Source organism: Enterococcus sp. AAFC-DPL-6103, assembly GCF_058216595.1.
Map to the genome: position 1 here is coordinate 2,232,642 of NZ_CM177102.1, position 23,494 is coordinate 2,256,135.

Sequence of the window (23,494 nt, forward strand, 5' to 3'; positions counted from 1 at the left end):
TAGTTAGGTTTTTTATTAATGCTTTTATTCTGTAAGCTGTTTCTTTTCTATGAGTAACCCTATCATCAAAATGGCTGGAACAAAAATGCCCATTGCATATCTTGGACTTGCCTCCCAGATTAGCAAGAATGCAAAGTAACCTGAGATATAAATTGTACATAATAATATAAAATTGTTTTCTTTTTTATAAAATTTGATTCCAGTCAAGATAATTCCTAGATAAACAATGTATTGGATCGTCATCATTACAGAATACAAAGCTAGTCCTGTGGATTTGCTTTTGAACAGACGCATCTTTGACTCATCTCTACCCGTTCCTAAAAAAACTTCAAAGGAGGACTTTAAATCTCCAGAGCTCCAACTAACAGACACTTTATTATTTAACACTTGTAAAATCTGGACCATAGATAAATTACTTAGACGTTCCTTGACCACTTGAAGATTCTTTTCTTCTACTTCTTTCTTAGGAAGTTTTTCTTTTAGAAACATTGACCAAGTAAATTCCTGATCAGATGAAGAATATGCACCTACCATCCAACGATAACGTTGATCTTCAGGCAAATTATCTGGGATTGGTGTATTATTCAATCCCATCATTAAATAGTGTGTATTTGGCTGACCATAATTAGTGTCAGGAAACAACTCTTGGCTGTTGATTACTTGTTTCCAACCAAGATTCCCCAAAAATAGGAAAATGAATGGGAGTAAGCACAATAATTTCCATTGTTTTTGGTTCACGATTCCTAAAAACAGAGCAATAGCAATGACCAAAATCAAAACAGTTCCTTTACTGATAAAACCAATTGTACAGGCTATCAAAGCCAGTGATAGAAATAGAAATTTTATTCCCGTCTTTTCATGTGACACAGCTAAATAGTTTGTCATGAAATAAAAAGTAAGTGCAGTAAAAAATAATGAAAGAATATCTGTATAAGCAACAGGTACATGAAAGGCAATTTGAATAGCAAAAATCATTACCTGTACAGCAATCAGCGATGAGAGATTACTTATTTTTAAATTCTTCAGCGATAAAAACAAGAAAAAAATAGTCAATAAATGCATGATCGTGAATACTACTATAATAGCCTGATAACTTGTTCCAAATAATTGCTGTATTCCCCAGAATAGATACATTAATAGTAAGTTCTGTGGGTTTGAATACATATAATTGTATCCCCATTCTTTTCCTGCTTGAAGATCCTGTAAGTTTCTTAGAGTGATCGCCGTGTCGTCTACAGGATTAGAAAAACCAATATACTTAACAAATAATAAAACTGCTATAAAATAAATTAGTAGTTCAAAAAGTAAAACGACATACGTGATTTTATTATTCAAATCCTTACCTTTTAACTTTTTCAGCAAGAAAAAAACACCTAAATAAAGGGCAAAAGAAAAAAACAGACAGATAATATTTACGACAATAGTTATTTTATAGGAATACGTATCACGGAATAAAGAAAAAATTGCTCCGATTCGTGGAGAAATAATACTCGTAGTAATTGCCCAAATCATTGATAAACTAGCAAGTAAAATAAAAAATTGCTGAATATATCGCTTGCTTCTCTCCATTTATTCATCCCTTTCTTCGTGTTCTTGTTTCAAATTGGTTTCTTTGCAAATATAAATCGGACGTTTTTTCGTTTCCAAAAATATCCGACCAATGTATTTGCCAATAATACCAAGACACAACAACTGGACTCCACCAATAAATAAGGTAATAGATACAATGGAAGGCCAGCCAGATGTGGGGTCACCGAACAAAAGAGCACGTAAAACGATAAAAACAAGAGCAAGAATCGATCCCACACAAGACAGCGCACCTATAACAGAAGCGATTGTAAGTGGTGTATCAGAAAAATTGATGATGCCATCAATCGAATAATTAAATAAGTTCCAAAAGGACCACGAAGTTTCTCCAGCTACACGTTCACGATTTTCATAAGAAATATATTCTGTTTTAAAACCAACCCAGCTAAATAGCCCCTTAGAAAAACGGTTGTATTCCGTTAATTCTAAAACAGCATTGACCATTTGACGCGTCATCAAACGAAAATCCCGTGCACCATCCACCATTTCAGTATCGCTGATTCGGTTGATCAATTGATAGAATTTTTTGGCAAAAAAGCTCCGGATCACGGGTTCACCTTCTCGAGTAGAACGTCTTGTTCCGATGCAGTCAACATCAGAGGTCAAGATTCGTTCAATCATTTCTGGCAATAATTCAGGGGGATCTTGCAAGTCAACATCCATGACGGTGACTAAATCACCTGTTGCAGCTTGCAATCCGGCATATAATGCGGCTTCTTTTCCAAAATTTCTGGAAAATGAGACGAAGCGCACGGAATCATGTGCAGCGGCTAAATCTTTGATGACGGGTAAGGTCTGATCTTTGGAGCCATCATCAATAAATAAGTATTCAAAAGTATAAGTGCCACGATATTTTTCAACTTCTTGGAAAAATAGTGGAATTGCGGCTTCTTCGTTAAAGCAGGGGACGACGATACTAATCTTCATTTTTACCAACCTTTCTTCAATTTATCTTCCATGTTATTTTACCATAATAAAATTTCTAGCGAACATCCTCAGAAACTTTCTTTATTTTTCTACTCAAAAATTATGAAATGCTCTGTAAGATTTCACATTTCTTAAGAAAAAGAAAAGCAATTTAACCTTTTTTTCAACATGTGGTATGATAAGTTGAATTTACTCGTCAACACGACGTTTTTTGGAGGTTACATAATGGGAATACGCAGTCAATTTGCGATTGCAGTTGGGAAATCATCACAATGGGCATTGAAAACATTTTTTAAAGGTGGTTCAAGCTTACCTGGTAAACTTGCTCTTAAAATAGATCCACATATTTTAGATAGTTTAGCCAAAGACTATGAAGTAGTTGTCGTAACTGGAACGAATGGCAAAACATTGACTACTGCTTTAACTGTTAATATTTTACGTCAACAATTTGATGAAGTTTTGACAAATCCAACTGGTGCAAACATGGTTCAAGGAATCGTTTCAACATTTTTACAAGCCAAACCAAAAAAAGGACAGAAAAAATTTGCTGTTCTCGAAATTGACGAAGCCAGTTTGAGTAAAGTTACTGAATACATGAAACCTGAATTATTTCTATTCACAAATATTTTCCGAGATCAAATGGATCGATACGGAGAAATTTATACAACATACAAAATGATTGTTGACGGTGCTGCAAAAGCGCCAAATGCAACGATTATTTCAAATGGTGACTCACCAATTTTCAATTCGGTACAAACAGTCAATCCAAACAAATATTATGGCTTTGATCACGAAGAAGATCATGAGCAAATGGCCCACTACAACACAGACGGGGTCTTATGTCCAAAATGTCATCATATCTTGCATTATAAAATGATCACTTATGCTAATTTAGGGAAATATTATTGTCCAAATTGCGATTTTAAACGTCCTGAGCTTGATTATCGTTTAACTGAAATGATTCGTATGGACAATGTTTCTGCTGATTTTGTCATTGATGAACATGAGTATGGTATCGAAGTTGGCGGAATGTATAACGTGTATAACGCCTTAGCTGCTACAGCTGTGGCTGAATATTATGGCGTAGCACCAGAAAAAATCAAACAAGGTCTAGGCTATGATGAAAAAGTCTTTGGACGTCAAGAAACGATAACAATCAATGACAAGAAATGTACATTGATCCTTGTTAAAAACCCAGTTGGAATCAATCAAGTAATTGATATGATTGGTCTTGCACCTTATCCATTTTCATTAGTTTCATTGTTAAATGCGAATTATGCTGATGGAATTGATGTCAGTTGGATTTGGGATGGCAACTATGAAAACTTCGCAGCAATGGCTATTCCAGCAGTTATCTCTGGAGGAGATCGTCACACAGATATGACTTTACGTTTAAAAGTTGCAGGAATACCAGAAGAAAAATTAACGGAAACAAAAGAAATTCCAGAAGTAATCGAAAAAATCAAAACACTTCCAACCGAACATGTTTATATTCTAGCTACTTATACCGCTGTTTTGCAGTTGCGTAAAGAATTAGCGAGTCAAGGATATATTAAAGGAGGCATGAATAATGGCTAATTATGAATTAACTATTGCGCACCTGTATGGTAACTTAATGAATACTTACGGGGATAACGGAAATTTATTGATGCTCAAATATGTTGCAGAGAAAATGGGTGTGACTTTTCATTCTGAAATCGTCAGCATCCATGAACCTTTTGATGAAAAAAAATATGATTTAGTCTTTTTCGGTGGTGGGCAAGACTTTGAACAACTGATCATTTCAGAAGATATCCAAGACAAAAAGGAATCTTTGACAAACTATATTGAAAATGATGGCGTCATGCTTGCGATTTGTGGTGGCTACCAATTACTTGGTCATTATTACATGGGTGCTAATGGTGAAAAAATCCAAGGAATCAGTGCTTTAGACCACTATACGCTTAGTCAAGACAACAATCGTTTTATTGGAGATATTGTTATTCATAATGAAGAATTCAACGAAACTTATTATGGATTTGAAAATCACAACGGGCGAACTTTCTTAGGCGAAGGCGAGCGTCCTCTCGGAAAAGTGATTCAAGGGGAAGGAAACAATGGCGAAGATCAGTCTGAAGGAGTTATTTACCGTAATGTTTATGGTTCTTACTTCCATGGTCCTATCTTAGCACGTAATGAACACTTGGCAGAACGTTTGATTCGTTTAGCTTTAGAAAAGCGTTATGGCAAAGAGTTGGATTTACCAACTGTAACAGCACAAAATATCGTACCTAGCATTTAATATAAGAAACACAAACAAAAAGAATGAACCAAAACGAAATTCGCTTTGGCTCATTCTTTTTTATATTTTTTCAATCAATTATTTCTTTTCACCTGGAACAGAAGCAATGATTGCTAGCTCGCCTTGAATCGTCCATTCTTTGACGCCGTCAGGAATAATGCAGCTAGTTCCTTTTTCCAATGAATAATTTTTGCCGTCAACTACCAACTCGCCAGCACCATCAATTACTGTCATCAACGTATAAGGTGCATGTTTTTTGAATGACATGATTCCTTTAACATCCCATTCATAAACATTAAAGAACTCTGTTTCTAGATACGTAACCACAGAAGAATTTCCTTCGCGAATTTCTTTTACGTGTAATTCTGGGGTTTTTGCTGGAACAGTTGTTACATCAATTGATTGTTGAATGTGTAATTCACGGGTATTCCCTTGATCGTCTTTGCGATCGTAATCATACACACGGTAAGTCGTATCTGAACTTTGTTGTGTTTCTAAAATCATGATTCCTTTACCAATTGCGTGGATCGTTCCACTTGGTACATAGAAGAAATCACCTTTTTTCACAGGAACACGTTTCAATAAATCATCCCAACGGCCTTCTTCAATCATTTTTGCAAGTTCTTCACGTGTTTTTGCGTGATGACCATAAATGATTTCTGCACCTGGCTCTGCATCAATGATATACCAACATTCTGTTTTACCTAGTTCACCTTCATGTTCCATTCCATATGTATCATCTGGATGGACTTGAACAGATAATTCATCTTCTGCATCTAAAATTTTAATCAGCAATGGGAAAACTGGCTCTGAGGGATGTCCAAACAACTCTTTATGGTTTGCCCAAAGATCATCTAATTTTTGACCTTTAAATTCACCGTTCTCAACAATACTTACACCATGAGGATGCGCACTGATTGCCCAATCCTCTCCAATTTTGTCACTAGGAATGTCAAATCCGAATACAGAACGTAGGCGACTTCCTCCCCAAATTTTTTCTTGGAAAACTGGTTTTAAAAACATAGGTTCTTGCATAATTCAAACTCCTCTCAACTTTCATAGCTATTATAGCACTATTTCTGTAAGAACGCTTTCTCTTTCAGATAAGTTTCAACAATTTCATCACGGCATTCAAGATATGTTTCACGCGCATCAATTGGATGAATACGATTTGATAAAAAGATAAAACCTTCTTGACTAATAATATCAATTAATAGGAATGTTCCTGTATACCCTGTATGGAAAAGTATTGGATGTTGATCCTTTCGATCTAATTTTAAATCCCAACCTAGTGATCGTTGCCCATTTTTTTCAGGCGTATGATCTTGAAGTAAGGACTCAATCGTTTGTGTGGTCAAAAATTGTCCCCCATTGACTTTTCCCTTAGCTAAGTACATTTGAACAAAAGAAATACTATCTTCTAAATCCAAAAATAAGCCTGCATTTCCCGCATGCTCAGCTAAAACTCTTGCTTTTGGATCATGAGTGATCCCTCTTAAGACTTCTCCAGATGGTAATTGTTCAGTAGGAACAATTTTTTTAGATGGAAAAGGTAAAAATAAACTATTCCTCATTCCTAAAGGTTCAAGAACTTGTTCTTGAAATAGTTCAACCGCTGACTCTTGATAGATTTCTTCCAACATCAAACCAAGTAAAATCGTCCCTGCATCCGTATATTTGACCGTTTTACCTAGCTCCGCTCCGGGCTGCAATGTTAAATAAGCAGCAATCAATGCTTCTTGCGTCAATGAATCTCGGTTGGGAATCCAAGTTTGAATATCTGAAGTGTGTGTTAATAAATGACGAATAGTGATCGTCTGGTTTTCAAATGCTGGTAAATAATGGTGTAATGGTTGATCTAGTTCAATTTTTCCGTCTTCCCACAATCGTAAAACAAGTGTTGTAGTAGCAATGACTTTTGTTAACGATGCTACATCGAAAAGTAAGTCTTCTGACATCGGTTGTGACTCAGGGACAACTTGAGCTTGCCCTGCTACAAATGATTCGACTTCACCTTGCTTGATAAAAGCAGCTACCACGCCGGGATAAAAACCTTCCTCTAGTTTCGTCAAAACCATTTGTTTGGTTTCTGGGTACATATTTTTTCCTCATTTCTACTTAAAAACTTAAAAGCTCTCTTAAACGATTTGCTTATGCGTACAGCACAAGCATATATTTTTCTGAATAGTGAAGCAAGTTGTTTCAGCTAATTTTTTTGATTAATTTATTTGACAAAAAAAGAGTAGCTGAACAGCTACTCTTTTTTTTATCAAAATGTTTGAAGTCAACACTATCGTTAAGAAATTATATTTTTGGCTAACTCCAATCAATTTAGCTATTTTTTAGGATTGCTAACGAACCACCATTCGATACCAATCGCATCATACACAGTGATAACTGATTTTTTCTTATCTAAGAAGAAATCAAGCTTTTCAGCTTGTAAATGTTCAATCAGTGTTTCCATATTTTCTGGTGTCACAACAAATTTCAAGAAGTCTAGTCCTAACACTTCATCTGTTGGTAAGTCGATTGTTCCACCAGTCGCTTGGTTCAAGCCAACATGAAAATCACCTTCGTTCAATACATGTAGACCATTTTTTTCGTTATGTACTTTTAGTCCGAGTACATGACTCAAAAATTGACGTTCTTTTGCTAGGTCGCTAACATTCAAATGAATTTTTTCAAAATAGGCGCCTGGTGTTAACTTTGTGAATTTTTCTTCAGATTTTCGCAGTAAAGCTTCTTGATCCATTTCGTCAGGTTCTGTTTTTTTAGCATCTTTTTCTTCGTAATAAATTTCAAGTTCATTACCTTCTGGATCAACTAGTAAAATCCCCATACGTGCTTGATCTTCCAGTGCATCTTTAATTGGATAATTTGTTTTACGAATACGGCATAAAATATCTGCCATTTCTTCTACACTTGGAATGATCAAAGAAAAGCGACTCAACTTTTTGATTTCACCCATATGATCATTGGCACGTGGACTTTCTTCTAGCAAAAGCATTTCGCTATCATTTTCCTGTGTACCAAAAATAGCCAACTCATTTTCTTCACGTTTCAAATCAAAACCAACCGTATCTTTATAAAAAGCAATCATTTTATCACGATCTTTGACTCGGATAGCCACACTTTTTAAATAGGTAGTAGCCCCCAATTTAAAATCCTTCATTTATTCTACTCCCCTTCTGCGTCAAATTATATTTTAACGATGGATGCCACTTCTTTCAAGCAATAACTAAGAATTTGTGAAATTTATTTAGTTAAGGAGTAATACCAGTCTTCTTTTTCTTAAAGAAAACCAAAAAATTGATGAAATTTACTAAATAGTATTCCATCAATACAGTTTTTTTAATTGTTTTTCGTTACCAATCAGCCAATTATTTCAAATATGAAAAGGGGATGTGACAATAACTCTGTCACATCCCCTTTTTTAAAGAAATGGTGTTCCCAAAGCAACTCCTCAAAATAATTCGTAACTGATCAAAAATATATGAAGCTATTTTGTCAGTTGCTCATTATCTAGTCGGAGCTAAACGCTTTGCGCCATAACCTCTTATTAAGCAACTTCTTCAGAAAATTGGCTATTATAAAGATCTGCATAGAAACCATCTTTAGCCATTAATTCTTCATGATTACCTGTTTCTACAATTGATCCATGATTCATCACAATAATATTATCCGCATCACGAATCGTTGACAAGCGATGTGCAACCACAAAACTTGTCCGATTTTCTAACAGACGATTCATTGCTCGTTGAATCAAAATTTCTGTTCGAGTATCGACACTTGAAGTTGCTTCATCCAGAATCAAAACATCGGGATTAGCTAGGAATGCACGAGCAATCGTGATCAATTGACGTTGTCCTTGGGAGATGTTACTTGCATCTTCATTTAAAATCGTGTCATATCCTTCTGGCAATTTGCGAACAAAATCATCGACGTGCGCAGCTTTTGCAGCGGCAATCACTTGTTCTTTTGTCGCTTGTTCATTTCCATAATGGATGTTGTCATAAATTGTTCCTGTAAATAACCAAGTATCTTGTAAGACCATCGAGAATTTAGCGCGTAATTCATCACGTGACAAGTCTCTAGTATCGACACCTTCATAGCGAATGCTTCCGCCAGATACATCGTAAAAACGTTCCAATAGATTGATTAGTGTCGTTTTTCCGGCACCCGTTGGCCCAACGATTGCGACCATTTCTCCCGGTTTGACGTCCAAATTAAAATCAGTCATCAATAAATTATCATCAGTATAACCAAACTGCACATTTTCAAAACGAACTTTGTATGGAGAATCTTCTTCTACAGGAAGCCCTGAAGATTCGTCTGTCATCTCGGCTTCGTCTAGGACTTCAAATACACGTTCTGCAGAAGCCACGGTTGATTGGATCGTATTCATTAAGCTAGCGATTTGGGTAATTGGTTGTGAGAATTGACTCGTATATTGCAAGAATGCTTGCACATCCCCTAAAGAAATATTCCCATTCGCTACTTTGATCCCACCAAGGACAGCGACAAACACATAGCCTAAATTCTTAACGAAGTTCATTAATGGCATGATGATTGCCGAAATAAATTGTGCTTTCCAACCAGACGCATAAAGTTTTTCATTTTCAACTTCAAAAACTTCTTGATCTTTACCAGTATGATTAAAAGTTTTCACAATCGTGTGCCCAGCATAAGTTTCTTCTACTTGGTTATTCAATAAACCTAGGCTCTTTTGTTGATCTGAAAAGTATACTTGTGACTTAGGTGCGACGATCATCACAACGATTAAGCTTAGCGGAATCATAAGTAAAGCAACTAAAGTCAATTGCCAACTAATCGATAGCATCATCACGATAACACCAACTAGTGTAACTATACTTGTTACAAATTGTGTTAGATTTTGTTGAAGAGTACTTGCGATGTTGTCCATGTCATTGATTGCTCGAGACATAATATCACCATTCGTATGTGTATCATAATAAGAAATGGGTACTCGGTTCATTTTACCTTCTAAATCCTTACGCAAATCATAAACTGTTCGTTGTGAGACACGTGTCATAATAAACTGTTGTAAGAAACTAAACACAGCAGCAATAACATACATAATAATAACGGTCGCAATAATTTGACCGATTTTGTCAAAATCAATTGGAAACTCAGACACTTTTTGACCTTGCTGCATTTGTTTTGCGCCGATCATCACGCCTTTAAAAATTTCAGTTGTTGCACGACCTAAAACTTTCGGTGTTTGAATTTGGAAAATTACCGCTGCGATAGCCAACACAAATACTAAAACAATCGCCACTAGTCGTTTTGACATATAACTGAAGAGCCGACGAACTGTCCCCCAGAAATTTTTTGCTTTTTCTCCTTTTGCACCAATGTTGCGTCCAGGTCCATGACCGCCTCCGCCACGCATTGATCCATGAGAGGATTGTGTATTTTCTTTACTCATGCTAAGTCCTCCTCTCTTAATTGGGAACGAACGATTTCTGCATACGTTTCATTTGTTTCTAACAGTTCCTTGTGTGTTCCCTTGCCAACTAACTTACCTTCATCTAAAACTAAAATCGTATCTGCATCCATGACCGTACTTACGCGTTGTGCTACTAAAACAGTGATACTGTCCGTCATGTCCTGTTTCAATGCTTGACGAAGTTTCGCATCTGTTTTGAAATCGAGCGCAGAAAATGAATCATCAAAAACGTAAACATCCGCTGGCTTGACTAATGCACGAGCAATCGCCAATCGCTGTCTTTGCCCACCAGAAAAATTCCCTCCGCCTTGTTCAACATGACTATCAAGTCCATCTTCCAACTCAGAAACAAAGTCTTTTGCTTGAGCAATCTCTAATGCTTTCCAGATCATCTCATCTGTTGCACCAGGTGATCCGTATTGCATGTTTTCCCGAATCGTGCCAGAAAATAAAATCGCCTTTTGGGGAACGAAACCAATCAACTCGCGTAAACTTTCTTGAGTCATTTCACGAATATCCGTTTGATTCAAACGAATCTCACCGGATTCAATTTCATATAGTCGAGGAATCAAATTCACTAACGTTGTTTTACCAGATCCTGTTCCACCAATAATTGCAACGATTTCTCCCGATTTCGCATGAAAATCGATATCTTCCAACGCTAATTTTTCCGCACCACGATAACGATAATCCACATGATTGAAATCCAGTGTTGCAGACTTTCCAGCAAGGGTTACTTCTTTTGGATTTTTTGGATCCGTGATATCGATATCTTCATCTAATACTTCGTTGATCCGATCAGCAGAAGCTTGTGCACGAGGAACCATGATAAAGATCATTGATAGCATCATGAAACTAATTAGGATTTGCATCGCGTAAGTCATAAAAGCAATTAAATTCCCAACTTCTAAACTCATTTCAGCTATGTAGTGTCCACCAAACCAAGTAATTGCTACGTTTGTTCCACTCATGATCAATGTCATCAATGGCATCATCAATGCGACAATCGAATTCACTCGAATCGCTGTATTTGTGTAATCTTTATTCGCTAAATCAAAACGATTTTCTTCAAACTTTGTTTTGTCAAACGCACGAATCACGCGGACACCAGTTAGCCCTTCACGGAAAACTAAGTTCAAACGGTCTGTTTTCTTTTGCATGCTCTTGAACAATGGCACTGCAAAATACATAATACCGCCAACTAAAACTAGCATGATCGGGATAACTACCAAGAAGATTTTTGTTAACTCTTGATCCTTTTGATAAGCAAGAAAACTTGCACCAATCAATGTAATAGGTGCATTGATCATCATTCGTAAAAACATCTGAACAACCATTTGGATTTGAGTCACATCATTCGTTGTTCTTGTAATCAATGAGGCTGTTCCAAATTTATCAAAGCCATCGTTTGTTAAGCTTTCTGTTTTTTGATAAACATCCGAGCGTAACTTTTTACCTAATTTTTGTGACTCACGTGTCGCAAAAAAAGTATTCCCAATAGCAGCTAAAATACTAATCAATGAAAATCCGATCATGACTATTCCGGTTTGCCAAATATAATCAATATCTCCTTTGGCTACCCCTTTATCAATAATATTGGATGTCAATGTTGGTAAGTACAAGTCTGCTAAAACTTGAACAACCATAAAACCAACTGCAGCAATTGCAGAAGTAATGGAAATTCGTTTAATAATTTTCAGCATCTATTCCCCTTCTTTCTACTTATATGCTCCCTCTTTCAACCAAGAAAGCTTTAACTTAAATTCTTCAATTGCTTGTTCAACTGAGTAATCCTGAATCACTGAAAGTGACTTATATGAATGTGCAATCGTTGAAAACACAATATTCATCAATAGTGAAATCAATAATTCTAATTCATGTGAATCTTTTACTTTTAACTTCGTTTGATCAATTACCTCAATCAATGCCTGTGTATCCTGCTTATGCCTTTTATGTGGCATTTTCTTTGCTTTTTCTTCTTCAGAAAGATGAGGAGTCACTTTACGTGAAGCACGATAATCCATGTGCATGAATAAGTGTCGGTAAAATGCAGAATTTTCCCCCGATAAAATTTCTCGGATCATCTTTTCAAAATAAAGCTCAAATCCTTCAAAAAGATCTCCGTGAACTTCTTTCATCAAGTTCCTCATGTCTCGCGAACTATCACGTCGCAGTGTCTCAAAATAATAGAAGTAAAGATCCTCTTTATTTTCAAAGTATTGGTAAAAACTACCTCGTGGTATCTCAGCTAACTTCACAATATTAGCAATGGACGCATCCTTCAACGGTACTCGTGAAAATTCAGCACTCGCAGCAGCAAGTAAACGTTGTTGCTTTTCTTTTGGTAAATGAAAAAATGTTTGTGTTGGCATAGTCCTCCTCCTTTCGTTTTTCTCTCTAATGACACGTTGTCATATGACGCTATGTCATTATAACACCAATAGACTGTTTTGCAAGTTTTTTACATTATTTTTTTCATTTATTTCATCTTAAAAAAAGAAACAGTACATCCATTAAACGAATGCACTGTTTCTTTTAAAAATAAGTGAGTAAGGGTTTCCCACCTTTTATGTCTTAGTTCATTGTTCTTATGGAAAAAGAAAACCCGTTTGCCAGCCAGACGAACTTAGAATATGAGAAGTCACTTCGGCCATCTTTCTTGTAAAAACAATGAACTAACAACAACTCTGATGAAAGAGTGATGATTTGTTACAAGTATGTAAGAAAAAATCAACTCTCCCACTTGTGGGGTTATTTGAGATATGAATCCCAAATCAACATGGTGGAATAACTAAATTATAGCCAAGCAAATCAGGTATTTCCAATATACTTTTACCGATGTCGAGGTAAAATAATGTAAAAAAGCTATTCTTCACCCTAGATTCAAGTATGATCTAATTTTAAAGAAAAACACTAAAATAACTATTCTTTGTTTTTAAACCTTGATAGCCTTTTCTTTTTCGAGTAAACTAGCTTTGTTAGTCTTAAACATAACAAGTATGTTTACAAAAAAGGAGATTGAATCATTATGTCATCAGTATTAATTGTCAAAGGCCATCCTTTAACTGCTGAAGAATCACGCTCAGTTAAAGCTCTTTCTACATTTTTAACTAGCTATAAAGAAAATCATCCAGAAGATGAAATCACTATTCTTGATCTTTATCGTGATGATATTCCTGAAATTGATGAAGAATTGTTATCAGGTTGGGAAGTTCTTCGTACGGGAGCAGACTTCTCAGAATTAACTGAGCATCAACAACATAAAATTGCGCGCTTTAATGAGTTAACTGAACAATTTTTAGCTGCTGATAAAATCGTTATTGCTAATGCACTTTGGAACCTAAATATCCCAACACGTTTAAAAGCTTGGTTTGACACAGTCAATGTAGCTGGTAAAACATTCAAATACACAGAAAATGGTCCTCAAGGATTGGTTCAAGGAAAGAAAGCTTTACACATCCAATCAAATGGCGGTATTTATCAAGGGCAAGATTTTGCTTCACAATATGTTAAAGGAATCTTGAACTTTATCGGAATCGACGAAATCGATCAATTATTTATTGAAGGAATCGACTACACACCTGATCGTGCAGAAGAATTAATGCAAGAAGCATTAGACAAAGCTGCTCAATTAGGTAAAGAATTTTAAACTAAGCATTTCCCTTTTTATCAGAAGAAAAAACAGCGGACAGTGATCTAGCCTTAGATCCTTGTCCGCTGTTTTTAGTTGTCTGTCTTTTTGATTTTTTAGATGACTATCTACTCTTTTTTCGGGGCTTCAATTGGCTCATCTTCATACAATGAAGAAATCGTTGTGTACCACTCAAAAATATGTGTAATGATTACTTTGGCCGCCGCATACACGGGTATTCCAAGGATTACTCCTACGATTCCAAACAGTTTTCCAGAAGTTAGCAAAACTAATAAAATCGTTACAGGATGAATTGCTAATTGATTACCTAAAACTAATGGTGAAATCAATCGTCCTTCGATCGTTTGCTCAACAATAAAAACGATAATTACTTTCACCAACATCAGAGGTCCTGCTACGATCCCAAGAAAGATTGCAGGAATCATAGCTAAAAATGAGCCAAGGTATGGAATTAGATTTAAAAATCCCGCCACAATACCTAATGTCACTGAATACTCCAACCCAATAATCGAAAAACCAATAATAAACATGATTGCAACAGCAAAAGCTACTGTCAATTGACCTCTAATATAAGAAGATACTTGATCATTCATTTCACCTAAGACCTTCAAAGTTGGCTTTCTCATACGTGTTGGTAAAAATTTAACAAAATAAGGTGCTAATTGACGTCCATCTTTTAATAAATAAAATAAGATAAATGGCATCGTCATAATTGCAACAATAACTGTTGCTACCGCGCCTACGATACTTCCAACACTCTGAACAGTCGTTTTTGAAAGGTTCTTAATCAAATCGCCGGCGGAATTGATAATTTTGTCTCCCGCAGTCTCAAGTTGTTCACGAAATTGATTGAACAAAGGATCGCGTAAGATTTCTGTTAATTTATCATCAATTGTGTCGACATATTGTGGAAAATTACTAGCAAAACTAACAGATTGCTCTTGAATTTTTGGTACAATCACTACGATTCCCCAAACAATCAATGCCACTACAACGACAAACAAACCAATAATACTGTAAATTCTAGGAATTTTTTTCTTTTCCAAATAGTCTACTACAGGATTCATCAAATAATATAAAATGCCTGCTAAAATAATTGGTAACCCAACGATGGCTAAAAATTGCCACACAGGTTCAAATAAGTAAGACACTTTCGTAAAAAGAAAAACGATTACTAATAAAAGTAGAACAACCAATAATGCTGTTACTACTTGGTTATTTAAAAACCATTTCCAAAACCAGGAAATCGGTTTTCCTTTTTTATTTTTTTCCTCCATATGCCCCTCCTACTGATAATAAATTTGTGTTCCCAAATGAATTTCTGGAAGTTGATAGGGATTCAAATACACACCATTAACAATCGTATTATCCGATTGATGCTCATCAAACACTAGCGTTACGTGACCAACTGTTTCTAAATTTTGATTAGCGGTCGTTCCGACATGTTCGATCGTGTATTCTTGTTCATCAAATCGAATTTTTTTTCCAGATTCTAGCTTAAAGGGTTCTTTATTTAAAAATTCTTGGATAATCGAGTAGTTTCGTAAAGTAGTTGTTGCTGTGTTGTTAAATAAAATCAGCATTGGTTCTTTTTCATTAATTGCTTCTGGTCCAATTTCTACTACATTGGCTTGAATCATCTTGATCTCTCCTTTGATTACTATCACAATGAACAGTGTTTTTCTTCCTATAGCGTATTTCTACGCTCAAAAATATTATAGCATATTCTCTTTCATTATCCGCCAAGAACAGTTGTATGCTAAAATAAAAAAGAAAACAATTTCATTTTTTAGGAGGGAATCAAATGATTGAAAAAATCATTTTGGGTACTTATACACGTAGAGTAAGTGAAGGAATTTATACAATCGATCTTGATACTGAAAAAAAAGAATTATCTGGACTATCTTTAGTAGCTAAAGAAGTAAGTCCCACCTATTTAGCAAAGAGTGATGCAAAAAATCTATATACTGTCACAACAGTTGATGGATTGGGTGGCGCAGGCGCATACGATTCAAATTATCATTTTTTGAATGCGGTAACAGAAGAAGGAGCCCCTCTTTGTTATGTAGCTGTAGATGAAACACGTCAACTAGTTTACGGCGCAAATTATCATAAAGGTGAAGTGAATGTTTATCGTATTTTAGATAATGGTGGTATTGAAGCTGTCGAATCTCTTTATCATCTAGAAGAAACTGGACCACACAAAAATCAAGACCACGCACATGTCCATTACACTGATCTAGCACCCGATCAACGCCTAGTTGTTTGTGACCTTGGAACTGACCGAGTGTACACTTATGACGTTGCAGAAAGTGGAAAGTTAACCTTAGTTGCCACTTTCGTTGCTGAGCCTGGAACAGGTCCTCGTCATTTGGTGTTCCACCCGATTCAACCAATTGCTTATTTATTTGGTGAATTAGACAGCACCGTAAGCGTCCTTGCTTATCAAGAAGATTGTTCTTTTACAGAACTACAAAAGATTTCAACTTTGCCAGAAGATTTCAAAGGTGAAAATGGTGGGGCTGCTATCCGAATTTCAGCTGATGGTCATTTCTTATATGCTTCTAACCGTGGGCATAACTCGATCACAGTCTATGAGATTTCTGATAATGGTAAACAGCTTTCAACTGTTCAAAATATTTCAACAGAAGGAGATTTCCCACGTGACTTCGCCTTGGATCCAACAAATAAGTTTTTAGTTTGTGCCAATCAAAATAGTGACAACTTAACTTTATTTACACGTGATGATCAAACTGGTCAGTTGACATTACTACAAAAGGATATTTATGCACCTGAATGTGTGTGCGTTTATTTCGACCAAAACTAACCTATTCTTCAAAGGAGGAAATTTTTATGATTCAAAAATCAGCCGAAGAGTATCTATTAGACAATCTTTCTGAACTTTATAACAAGTGTCTTCCCTTATATGAATTAATTACTAGCCCACGTTATGAAAAAAATCGTGTAATTGTTGTTACCAACGAGCTGTACAGTCTTGCTCAAACAGCAGGATTATATACTCAGATACATCCAGAATTACAAATCAAAGAAGTTAGCAAATTCTTTGATGCTTTTCATCAGTTTTATGCTGAGCTCAAGCAAGTCTTCTTCAATGAAGATTCTAATACTGCTTTACTTTATAGCAAATTGACTATTATGAAACAAAACTTTGAACATTTAACTGCTATTTTTCACAGCTTATAGATGGATTCAAAGAGAATTATAAATGAAGAAAGAAGCGAAGAACATGAACCAACAGGATGTGTTAGATCGTTTGCGTGAAGACTTAAATATTCCTTTTTTTCAGGGGAAAATCGAAGATAAAGAATACACAGAGGCAGACTATCAACAAATAAAAAAAGATTTAGAAGCTTATTTTGATAACTATGTCAGAAATGTTGAAAACTGAAGAAGGTTGTGGCGCAATGCGTTTAACTCCGAACAGATAACAAGCAAGCACTCAAAATAGCTTTCCATATTTTGAAGTGAATGCAAGTTATCTGGAGGAGTTGCTTTGGGAACACCGTAAAGAAGGTTGTGGCGCAATGCGTTTAACTCCGAACAGATAACGAGTGAGTAACAAATAATCTTCCCTACCCTAATATTACTCCCTTAAGAAGGTGTGACAAAAGTCTTGTCACACCTTCTTTTTTCGACTAATTGGCATTTTAGCATGACTTCTTCGGAATTGAAGCAAATCTTTGAGCATAAAAAACCACCGAGTTGGTTAGGCTCGGTGGAAAAGGCTACTTACTCAATGAGAGTAAATAAAGGTTGTTGTTGGTTGTGCTTTTATCATATAGCAGTAAGTAACGCTTATCATAAAAAAAACGTTATATTTAGATTAAATAACTCTAGTTTTAAATTTATCTTATTTTTTCATCAAAAGATTAGTCATTTTTTGGATTGCTAGTGAAATATCATCTGTTGCTTGGTCTTGTTTTTTTTCTGAAGCTTCAAATAAATCCGTGTCAATTCCTTTTTCGATATCAATACTTTGAATCATTTCTTCACAACCAGCTACATAAGAAAGATAGGCACGTTCAAATTTTTTGTGGATTCCCATAACTTTTGCTGGAGGACGTAAAGCACTAACTTTTTTCAACATTGCTCGGTATTGCTTTGTTCCAGCTTCAAACAATTGAACAACTTCTGTTAATTGTTCTGAATTTAATTCAGCAACTTTCTTTTCATCAATTGCTTGACGAACCATTTCGTATTTGGGATGCATCTGCTCACCAATTTCTTCTGTTTGTTTCACAATGTTGTCAACTGATTGAACATAATAACCAATATTTGGTAACATGTAATTCCCTACTTTCTCCGTTTATCTACCATTTATTGTACCTGTTTTTACTATTTTCTGACAAGTTTATTTCTCGACTTGTTCCCTTTCACTTCAACTACTATTTTTCAAAAAAACCATCCTGTAAGCTATATTGTTTACCAGAAACGATATCATACTGAATCATTTGATAGTCCTCATATAATTTTTGTTGTTGCTCATTTAATTCCGCTTCTTTACGCCATTGTCCATTCTGATAATACAAGCCACGTTCGAAAGCAGGTAAAACTTTCTCCACATTTAATAATAATTGATAAAAACCAGTCGTTGCTTGATTCGTTTGTTCCAATAAGTTAGCGGCAAAATAAAATGGACTACTGATTGCATCATGAGTACCTTGCTTCGTTAATTTTCCTGCACTATCGAACATTAAAAATTGTGTTTCATGTAGAGTTTGTTCATCGTTTGCTCCCCGAATTGCTTCTGAGTAAATACCAGGAAGATGATCTCCCCAAAAAACAACTAGAGTTCTCCGCGAAACATCTTGTAAATTATCGACAAATTCTTGCAGTGCCTCACTACTATAAGCAACATCTTGCAAATAATTAGTTAAATTATTCGTATCACTCCCATCACTCACCTGGACATCGTAAGTTGTATCTGGATACTTTCCAGCATAAGGCATATGTGTTTGCATTGTCACTAAATGAACGAATTGTGGTGAATCTTGCTGTTTTAAAATAGACAAGACTTCTTGATATGCTGCTTTATCTGAAATGTAAGGATTGTTTTGGAGCTTTTCTGTGTAATTCATCTCTTTTTCACTAATGAACGAATCAAATCCCAAAATATTATACACATCTTCACGCTTGTACATTGATGTGTTATAAGGATGAATTGCTGTCGTTTGATAATTTTGTGCTGCTAAATTGGACACCAATGATGGAAATTTTGTCATTTTAGGAACTAACATCGTGTATGGAGTTGTTAATTGTGCATTAAACAGTTCCATTGAAAAACCAGTTAACGCTTCAAATTCAATATTTGCAGTCCCACCCCCATAATTTTGGGATAACATTTTTCCACTATAGGTTTGATTCGCAATGTCATAATAATCTTGCAGTGGATTTCCAGAAACTTCAATTCCGTTTAAGTGACTAGGATCAGAAAAGCTTTCACTCATTACATAAACGATGTTCGGTTGTTCTTCATCAACTGTTTGATTTTTTTTATCAGCTATTTTCTGATAATTTTTAGTTATTTCTGCTACTTTTTCTTTGGAATAGCCTTTTGGTTCATCCATTGCTTCAACTTGTAGATTGTAAAGAAACCCGCCAATAAAACCTGTATTATAGTAATTCATTTTTTGACTATAAGGAATCCACAAGGCTGTTTTGTTATACGCTTTTCGTAAAAGATTATTCGGGTTATTAAAACTACCGATGTACATCAACAAAATAACAGATAGAACGAAGACAGTTCCTCGTACAAGCTGAAAACGACGCCCTTTTTTAAAACTGCGATATAACCCCCAAGCAAATAAGATGATTACTAAGCCAGCAACCCCCATTAAGACAAAAAATGTCGTTGAGCCTGCCATTTCTCTCAACAAACCAAGTTCAGTAATCATTTTGATATCATCGGGATAAATGGGCTCTTGTCGATAACTCATCTTTAAATAGTCAGCTATCCCTAAAATCCCGATAATTGTTGTATACAAAATAGAACCAATCAAAACCGAACCGGCAACGCTACTTAGAAAGGCTAGAAAAACGAGTAAAACCAAACAAGCTAAAATAAACTTTTCTGTATGCCAAGAAAACGCAAATTTCAATGCTAAGTCATAAGACAAATCATTTTGGCACCATTGTAAAAACAAATTACTCAAGACAACTAAAATAATCACACCAATCGTAGTCAAACTAATTCGAATGATACTTTTTTGTTTGAGTGAAAGATCACTTATTCTTTTCTTCAATTAATTGCTCCTTCATCGTCTACTTTACAAGCTTAAACGACTAATTTAAATTTGACTCACTCTCTTATTTTAGTAGCATCAAATTTGAATGTAAAGCAGTCACTGGCTAATTAAGAAAATAAAAATAACTCGATTACACTTGTGGGTGAGCTAATAAACGCACGCGTTTGACATCTGCAATTGTTTCCAACTGACGTTTAGCTTCTAATAAATTTTGGACATCTGTACTCTCAATGTCTATAAGTGTATAGACGTACTCCTCTTTTTGATTACGCGTCATATTACCAATTGGCAAGACATTCTCCTCTAAGATCTTAAAAACTTCAGATAAGATACCTTGTCTTTTTTGATAGAAAATTGTAAAACGATAGGGCGCACGAAAAATCATTCGCACAGTTGGAAAATTAACGGATGAACGAACTGTTCCAAATAGCAAATAGTTTCGTAGTGCCCGAATAGCTTCGCGACTGCTATCCGCTAAAGCTTCTTGTGTGGACCCACCCATATGCGGAAGCATCATGATTTTTTCATTTCCTAAAAATTCTTGTGCTGGAAAATCTGTTATGTATTTTGCCAGTTTTCCATTCTCAATAACTTGTAAAAGTGCTGTGTTATCCACAATTTCACTTCGTCCAACATTAATCAGAACAGCTTCTTCTTTCATTAAAGATAACTGTTCTTCCCCCAACAAACCGTTTGTGTCCGGTGTTGAAGGCAACATAATCACGACGAAATCAGATAGGCGTAAAATATCAGGCAAGGGTAATTGTTCTACATAGTCTAACTCATGGTCTCTTCTAGCATAGCCCAAAACTTCCATGCCTAATTCATAACAGACTCGAGCAACTTCTCTTCCGATTGAACCCAATCCCAGTAAACCAATCACCTTGCCTTGCAATTCTTGACCAACAAACGGTTTTCGATTTGCTTCTGCTTGTTCTAATAAATTTTCTCCCTCTAATTTTTGAACCATCTCGCTTGCTTTGGTAACCGGGCGAACAGACAGAAACAAACAGCTTAGGACTAATTCTTTAACTGCATTTGCATTCACACCAGGAGTATTCATCACGATCGTGCCATTTTCAGTAGCTTTTTGTACCTGAATCGTGTTGACACCCACACCAGCTCTTGAAATTGCTAGCAATTCTGGACTTATCCAGTCTTCTTCAACGACAGAGCTTCTTACGAGCAAGCCATGCGCGTTTTGTTTCTTCGTACGTTCAAAAAATGGTCCTTCTAATTGTTTCAACTGTTCCTCTGCAATCTCATCAACGAACGAAATTCGGTACATAAAAACGCCTCCTTTTTATCAGTATCTCTGATTACCGAAATTTAGACAAGAATTAACTTCTACTAACCATCCGTCGTTATTCCATTCGTTTTCTAAGTAGAACAGTTTGTCTCCTTCATAAAGAAATACAATCAACTTTCTTTCAAAAGAATCTGATTCAACAATGCTTTTGACACACCATTTTCATCATTGGTCAAAGTTTGGAGATTTGCTTCTTTAATCACTTCTTCTGGTGCATTGCCCATTGCCACACCCAGTCCAGATAATTTGATCATAGGCAAATCGTTAAAATTATCCCCAATTGCCATCGTACTTTCCAAAGGAATTTGATAGTAATCTGCCACAGTCGTTAACGCTTTTTCTTTCGATACCTCATAGTGGGTAACTTCAAGATAATTTTTCTTTGATAAATAAAACGAACTAGTTTCCAGATTTAATGTTTCACAAACTTTTTTTAATTTCTTAATTTCTGGCGTTGCCCCTATCAATAATAGTTTATGCACAGGTAGCTTTTGTTCTAAAAGTAGTTGGGTAAGACTGGCTACAATTGGTTCCAGTTTCGTGATGGCAGCTTCTTGTGCTACCCATTCATCCACTGCCTCTACATACCAGTCACTTCCTGAATATAAACTAATTGAGATGTCTTTGAATTGTTTTGTTAATAGTCCAATGAGCTGAAGCGTTTCTTCTATATTCAATTCTTGACTAAAAATTTGTTGAAATTGATCATTTTCTACCTCTCGAACAATCAAGGCACCATTGTAACAAGCCATTGGGTATTCAGTGATTTCCAATTTCTTAGCAATGGCCTGCATTCCCTTAGGTGATCTGGCAGATGCCAAGACAAAAGGAATCTTTTTAGTTTTGAGCTGTTTCAAACGAACAGCTAATTCGTCATCAATTTTGTGTTGGCTAGTTAAAATCGTTCCGTCAATATCACTCATTACTAGTTTGATTTTTTGTGTCATTTTTCTTCACCTACTAAATGATTATTTTTTCAATTTTATAATTGGCATTCCTTGCTAATAATTGAAAACTTCTTCGAAACATATTTCTCATTTTTTTTGATTTCTCCTTTTATTATAACGTTTTCCGCTATTCTTTGTATTTCTTTATCGGGACTTGCAAAATATGACTTGCTCGAAACAAAAAAGAAGTCTGAGAATTTTTAAATTCTCAGACTTCTTCAAAGCCTTTACTTCCAAAAGTCATCGAAAACTGTGATTGGTAGATGACGTTTATGTTTGGTTTTGTTCCACCAAGCTTCAAGGGTTTCTTGCGCATGTTCAGGAATTTCTTTTCCTTCTAAATAATCATCAATTTGATCATAAGTGATACCTAAAGCAACTTCATCCGCAATCAATGGTTTACCATCTTCCAAGTCAGCTGTTGGGATTTTAGTGTACAATTCGGTTGGGGCGCCCAATTCTTTTAAGAGGGTTTTTCCTTGTCGTTTATTCAAACGAAAAAGTGGCAAGATGTCCGCCCCACCATCACCAAATTTTGTAAAGAATCCTGTAATATTTTCTGCTGCATGGTCTGTCCCTAAGACGGCACCAAATTTTGCACCAGCAATGCCATATTGGGTAATCATTCGTTGACGTGCTTTGATATTGCCTTTGTTAAAATCACTGATTTCGATACCTGCTTCAACTAATGAAGAAACTTGTGCATCCACGGCTGGTTTGATATCAACACGTAAACTCACATCAGGCTGAATAAAATCCAATGCAGCTTTTGCATCTTCTTCATCCGCTTGTTCGCCATAAGGTAAGCGAACAGCAACAAATTGATAACTGTCATCCTGTGTTTCTTCACGCATTTCAGACATTGCTAATTGTGCCAGACGGCCAGCTAAAGTTGAATCTTGTCCGCCACTGATCCCTAAAACAAATGTTTTGATAAATGGATATTTTTTCAAGTAGTCTTTCAAGAAATCCACACTTCGACGAATTTCTACTTGCGCATCAATGACAGGTTTCACGCCTAATTCTTTGATGATTTCTTGTTGTAAACTCATGTT

The 23,494-nt window shown here is 35.7% G+C and carries 21 protein-coding genes; 6 read left to right on the plus strand and 15 right to left on the minus strand.

All coding sequences use genetic code 11. The annotated features are described in order from the left end of the window. Positions 1–24: 24 nt before the first annotated feature. Positions 25–1,569: a glycosyltransferase family 39 protein gene (locus AC4BC3_RS10605; RefSeq protein WP_206911124.1), complete on the minus strand. Its 1,545-nt coding sequence runs from the start codon at positions 1,567–1,569 to the stop codon at positions 25–27. Further along, on the minus strand, positions 1,570–2,514 hold the full coding sequence (locus AC4BC3_RS10610; RefSeq protein WP_490466477.1) for a glycosyltransferase family 2 protein: 945 nt from the start codon (positions 2,512–2,514) through the stop codon (positions 1,570–1,572). A gap of 225 nt (positions 2,515–2,739) precedes the next feature. On the opposite strand from AC4BC3_RS10610, the gene AC4BC3_RS10615 reads away from it, so the two are divergent. Both AC4BC3_RS10615 and AC4BC3_RS10620 read left to right on the plus strand, forming a co-directional pair. Then, positions 2,740–4,092 (plus strand): MurT ligase domain-containing protein, encoded by a 1,353-nt coding sequence (locus tag AC4BC3_RS10615; protein WP_490466478.1) that lies wholly within the window; start codon positions 2,740–2,742, stop codon positions 4,090–4,092. Beyond that, positions 4,085–4,795, plus strand: coding sequence for a type 1 glutamine amidotransferase (locus AC4BC3_RS10620; protein WP_206909928.1), 711 nt, complete (start codon positions 4,085–4,087; stop codon positions 4,793–4,795). The genes AC4BC3_RS10615 and AC4BC3_RS10620 overlap by 8 nt, the downstream gene beginning before the upstream one ends. 78 nt (positions 4,796–4,873) lie before the next feature. On the opposite strand, the gene manA is transcribed toward AC4BC3_RS10620, so the two are convergent. From manA to AC4BC3_RS10650, 6 genes are all read right to left on the minus strand, one after another. Further along, positions 4,874–5,830: a mannose-6-phosphate isomerase, class I gene (gene manA, locus AC4BC3_RS10625; protein WP_206909930.1), complete on the minus strand. Its 957-nt coding sequence runs from the start codon at positions 5,828–5,830 to the stop codon at positions 4,874–4,876. Positions 5,831–5,868: 38 nt separating this feature from the next. After that, entirely contained in the window at positions 5,869–6,894 is a 1,026-nt protein-coding gene (locus AC4BC3_RS10630) for a serine hydrolase domain-containing protein (RefSeq protein WP_490466479.1), read from the minus strand. Positions 6,895–7,130: 236 nt separating this feature from the next. Continuing rightward, entirely contained in the window at positions 7,131–7,967 is an 837-nt protein-coding gene (locus AC4BC3_RS10635) for a VOC family protein (protein WP_490466480.1), read from the minus strand. Between the two features lie 387 nt (positions 7,968–8,354). Continuing rightward, positions 8,355–10,244 (minus strand): ABC transporter ATP-binding protein, encoded by a 1,890-nt coding sequence (locus tag AC4BC3_RS10640; RefSeq protein WP_206909936.1) that lies wholly within the window; start codon positions 10,242–10,244, stop codon positions 8,355–8,357. Continuing rightward, positions 10,241–11,968, minus strand: a complete 1,728-nt coding sequence (locus AC4BC3_RS10645) for an ABC transporter ATP-binding protein (RefSeq protein WP_490466481.1) — start codon at positions 11,966–11,968, stop codon at positions 10,241–10,243. The genes AC4BC3_RS10640 and AC4BC3_RS10645 overlap by 4 nt, the downstream gene beginning before the upstream one ends. A 15-nt stretch (positions 11,969–11,983) precedes the next feature. Beyond that, positions 11,984–12,637 carry a TetR/AcrR family transcriptional regulator gene (locus AC4BC3_RS10650; RefSeq protein ID WP_206909939.1) on the minus strand — a complete coding sequence of 218 codons (654 nt, stop codon included), beginning with the start codon at positions 12,635–12,637 and terminating at the stop codon, positions 11,984–11,986. Positions 12,638–13,293: 656 nt separating this feature from the next. Between AC4BC3_RS10650 and AC4BC3_RS10655 the strand changes: the two genes are divergently transcribed. Beyond that, positions 13,294–13,914, plus strand: coding sequence for an FMN-dependent NADH-azoreductase (locus AC4BC3_RS10655; protein ID WP_206909941.1), 621 nt, complete (start codon positions 13,294–13,296; stop codon positions 13,912–13,914). Between the two features lie 110 nt (positions 13,915–14,024). Here the strand turns inward: AC4BC3_RS10655 and AC4BC3_RS10660 are convergent, their stop codons facing one another. After that, positions 14,025–15,194, minus strand: coding sequence for an AI-2E family transporter (locus tag AC4BC3_RS10660; protein WP_206909943.1), 1,170 nt, complete (start codon positions 15,192–15,194; stop codon positions 14,025–14,027). A gap of 9 nt (positions 15,195–15,203) precedes the next feature. Further along, positions 15,204–15,557 (minus strand): PTS glucitol/sorbitol transporter subunit IIA, encoded by a 354-nt coding sequence (locus tag AC4BC3_RS10665; RefSeq protein WP_206909944.1) that lies wholly within the window; start codon positions 15,555–15,557, stop codon positions 15,204–15,206. A 164-nt stretch (positions 15,558–15,721) separates the two neighbouring features. On the opposite strand from AC4BC3_RS10665, the gene AC4BC3_RS10670 reads away from it, so the two are divergent. From AC4BC3_RS10670 to AC4BC3_RS10680, 3 genes are read left to right on the plus strand one after another with little or no spacing between them, the layout of a single operon-like run. Next, positions 15,722–16,744: a lactonase family protein gene (locus AC4BC3_RS10670; protein WP_490466482.1), complete on the plus strand. Its 1,023-nt coding sequence runs from the start codon at positions 15,722–15,724 to the stop codon at positions 16,742–16,744. Between the two features lie 26 nt (positions 16,745–16,770). Next, entirely contained in the window at positions 16,771–17,121 is a 351-nt protein-coding gene (locus AC4BC3_RS10675; protein WP_206909946.1) for a hypothetical protein, read from the plus strand. 22 nt (positions 17,122–17,143) lie between these two features. Beyond that, positions 17,144–17,326: a hypothetical protein gene (locus tag AC4BC3_RS10680; RefSeq protein WP_206909949.1), complete on the plus strand. Its 183-nt coding sequence runs from the start codon at positions 17,144–17,146 to the stop codon at positions 17,324–17,326. A 462-nt stretch (positions 17,327–17,788) separates the two neighbouring features. Here the strand turns inward: AC4BC3_RS10680 and AC4BC3_RS10685 are convergent, their stop codons facing one another. From AC4BC3_RS10685 to nadE, 5 genes are all read right to left on the minus strand, one after another. Further along, on the minus strand, positions 17,789–18,223 hold the full coding sequence (locus AC4BC3_RS10685; RefSeq protein WP_206909947.1) for a hypothetical protein: 435 nt from the start codon (positions 18,221–18,223) through the stop codon (positions 17,789–17,791). 100 nt (positions 18,224–18,323) lie between these two features. Further along, positions 18,324–20,180 (minus strand): LTA synthase family protein, encoded by a 1,857-nt coding sequence (locus tag AC4BC3_RS10690; protein WP_490466483.1) that lies wholly within the window; start codon positions 20,178–20,180, stop codon positions 18,324–18,326. A 133-nt stretch (positions 20,181–20,313) separates the two neighbouring features. Further along, positions 20,314–21,471, minus strand: coding sequence for an NAD(P)-dependent oxidoreductase (locus AC4BC3_RS10695; RefSeq protein ID WP_206910183.1), 1,158 nt, complete (start codon positions 21,469–21,471; stop codon positions 20,314–20,316). Positions 21,472–21,602: 131 nt separating this feature from the next. Beyond that, positions 21,603–22,439 (minus strand): Cof-type HAD-IIB family hydrolase, encoded by an 837-nt coding sequence (locus AC4BC3_RS10700; RefSeq protein ID WP_490466484.1) that lies wholly within the window; start codon positions 22,437–22,439, stop codon positions 21,603–21,605. A 227-nt stretch (positions 22,440–22,666) separates the two neighbouring features. After that, on the minus strand, positions 22,667–23,491 hold the full coding sequence (gene nadE / locus AC4BC3_RS10705; RefSeq protein ID WP_206910186.1) for an NAD(+) synthase: 825 nt from the start codon (positions 23,489–23,491) through the stop codon (positions 22,667–22,669). Between the last annotated feature and the right edge of the window lie 3 nt (positions 23,492–23,494).

What these genes read in the sequence shown, in the direction of transcription:
- AC4BC3_RS10700 (WP_490466484.1), bottom strand. Translation starts at nt 22,439, where the DNA reads ATGACACAAAAAATCAAACTAGTAATGAGTGATATTGACGGAACGATT.
- AC4BC3_RS10665 (WP_206909944.1), bottom strand. Translation starts at nt 15,557, where the DNA reads ATGATTCAAGCCAATGTAGTAGAAATTGGACCAGAAGCAATTAATGAA.
- AC4BC3_RS10670 (WP_490466482.1), top strand. Translation starts at nt 15,722, where the DNA reads ATGATTGAAAAAATCATTTTGGGTACTTATACACGTAGAGTAAGTGAA.
- AC4BC3_RS10635 (WP_490466480.1), bottom strand. Translation starts at nt 7,967, where the DNA reads ATGAAGGATTTTAAATTGGGGGCTACTACCTATTTAAAAAGTGTGGCT.
- AC4BC3_RS10610 (WP_490466477.1), bottom strand. Translation starts at nt 2,514, where the DNA reads ATGAAGATTAGTATCGTCGTCCCCTGCTTTAACGAAGAAGCCGCAATT.
- manA (WP_206909930.1), bottom strand. Translation starts at nt 5,830, where the DNA reads ATGCAAGAACCTATGTTTTTAAAACCAGTTTTCCAAGAAAAAATTTGG.
- AC4BC3_RS10695 (WP_206910183.1), bottom strand. Translation starts at nt 21,471, where the DNA reads ATGTACCGAATTTCGTTCGTTGATGAGATTGCAGAGGAACAGTTGAAA.
- AC4BC3_RS10605 (WP_206911124.1), bottom strand. Translation starts at nt 1,569, where the DNA reads ATGGAGAGAAGCAAGCGATATATTCAGCAATTTTTTATTTTACTTGCT.
- AC4BC3_RS10660 (WP_206909943.1), bottom strand. Translation starts at nt 15,194, where the DNA reads ATGGAGGAAAAAAATAAAAAAGGAAAACCGATTTCCTGGTTTTGGAAA.
- AC4BC3_RS10675 (WP_206909946.1), top strand. Translation starts at nt 16,771, where the DNA reads ATGATTCAAAAATCAGCCGAAGAGTATCTATTAGACAATCTTTCTGAA.
- AC4BC3_RS10620 (WP_206909928.1), top strand. Translation starts at nt 4,085, where the DNA reads ATGGCTAATTATGAATTAACTATTGCGCACCTGTATGGTAACTTAATG.
- AC4BC3_RS10685 (WP_206909947.1), bottom strand. Translation starts at nt 18,223, where the DNA reads ATGTTACCAAATATTGGTTATTATGTTCAATCAGTTGACAACATTGTG.
- AC4BC3_RS10655 (WP_206909941.1), top strand. Translation starts at nt 13,294, where the DNA reads ATGTCATCAGTATTAATTGTCAAAGGCCATCCTTTAACTGCTGAAGAA.
- AC4BC3_RS10640 (WP_206909936.1), bottom strand. Translation starts at nt 10,244, where the DNA reads ATGAGTAAAGAAAATACACAATCCTCTCATGGATCAATGCGTGGCGGA.
- AC4BC3_RS10680 (WP_206909949.1), top strand. Translation starts at nt 17,144, where the DNA reads ATGAAGAAAGAAGCGAAGAACATGAACCAACAGGATGTGTTAGATCGT.
- AC4BC3_RS10645 (WP_490466481.1), bottom strand. Translation starts at nt 11,968, where the DNA reads ATGCTGAAAATTATTAAACGAATTTCCATTACTTCTGCAATTGCTGCA.
- nadE (WP_206910186.1), bottom strand. Translation starts at nt 23,491, where the DNA reads ATGAGTTTACAACAAGAAATCATCAAAGAATTAGGCGTGAAACCTGTC.
- AC4BC3_RS10615 (WP_490466478.1), top strand. Translation starts at nt 2,740, where the DNA reads ATGGGAATACGCAGTCAATTTGCGATTGCAGTTGGGAAATCATCACAA.
- AC4BC3_RS10630 (WP_490466479.1), bottom strand. Translation starts at nt 6,894, where the DNA reads ATGTACCCAGAAACCAAACAAATGGTTTTGACGAAACTAGAGGAAGGT.
- AC4BC3_RS10650 (WP_206909939.1), bottom strand. Translation starts at nt 12,637, where the DNA reads ATGCCAACACAAACATTTTTTCATTTACCAAAAGAAAAGCAACAACGT.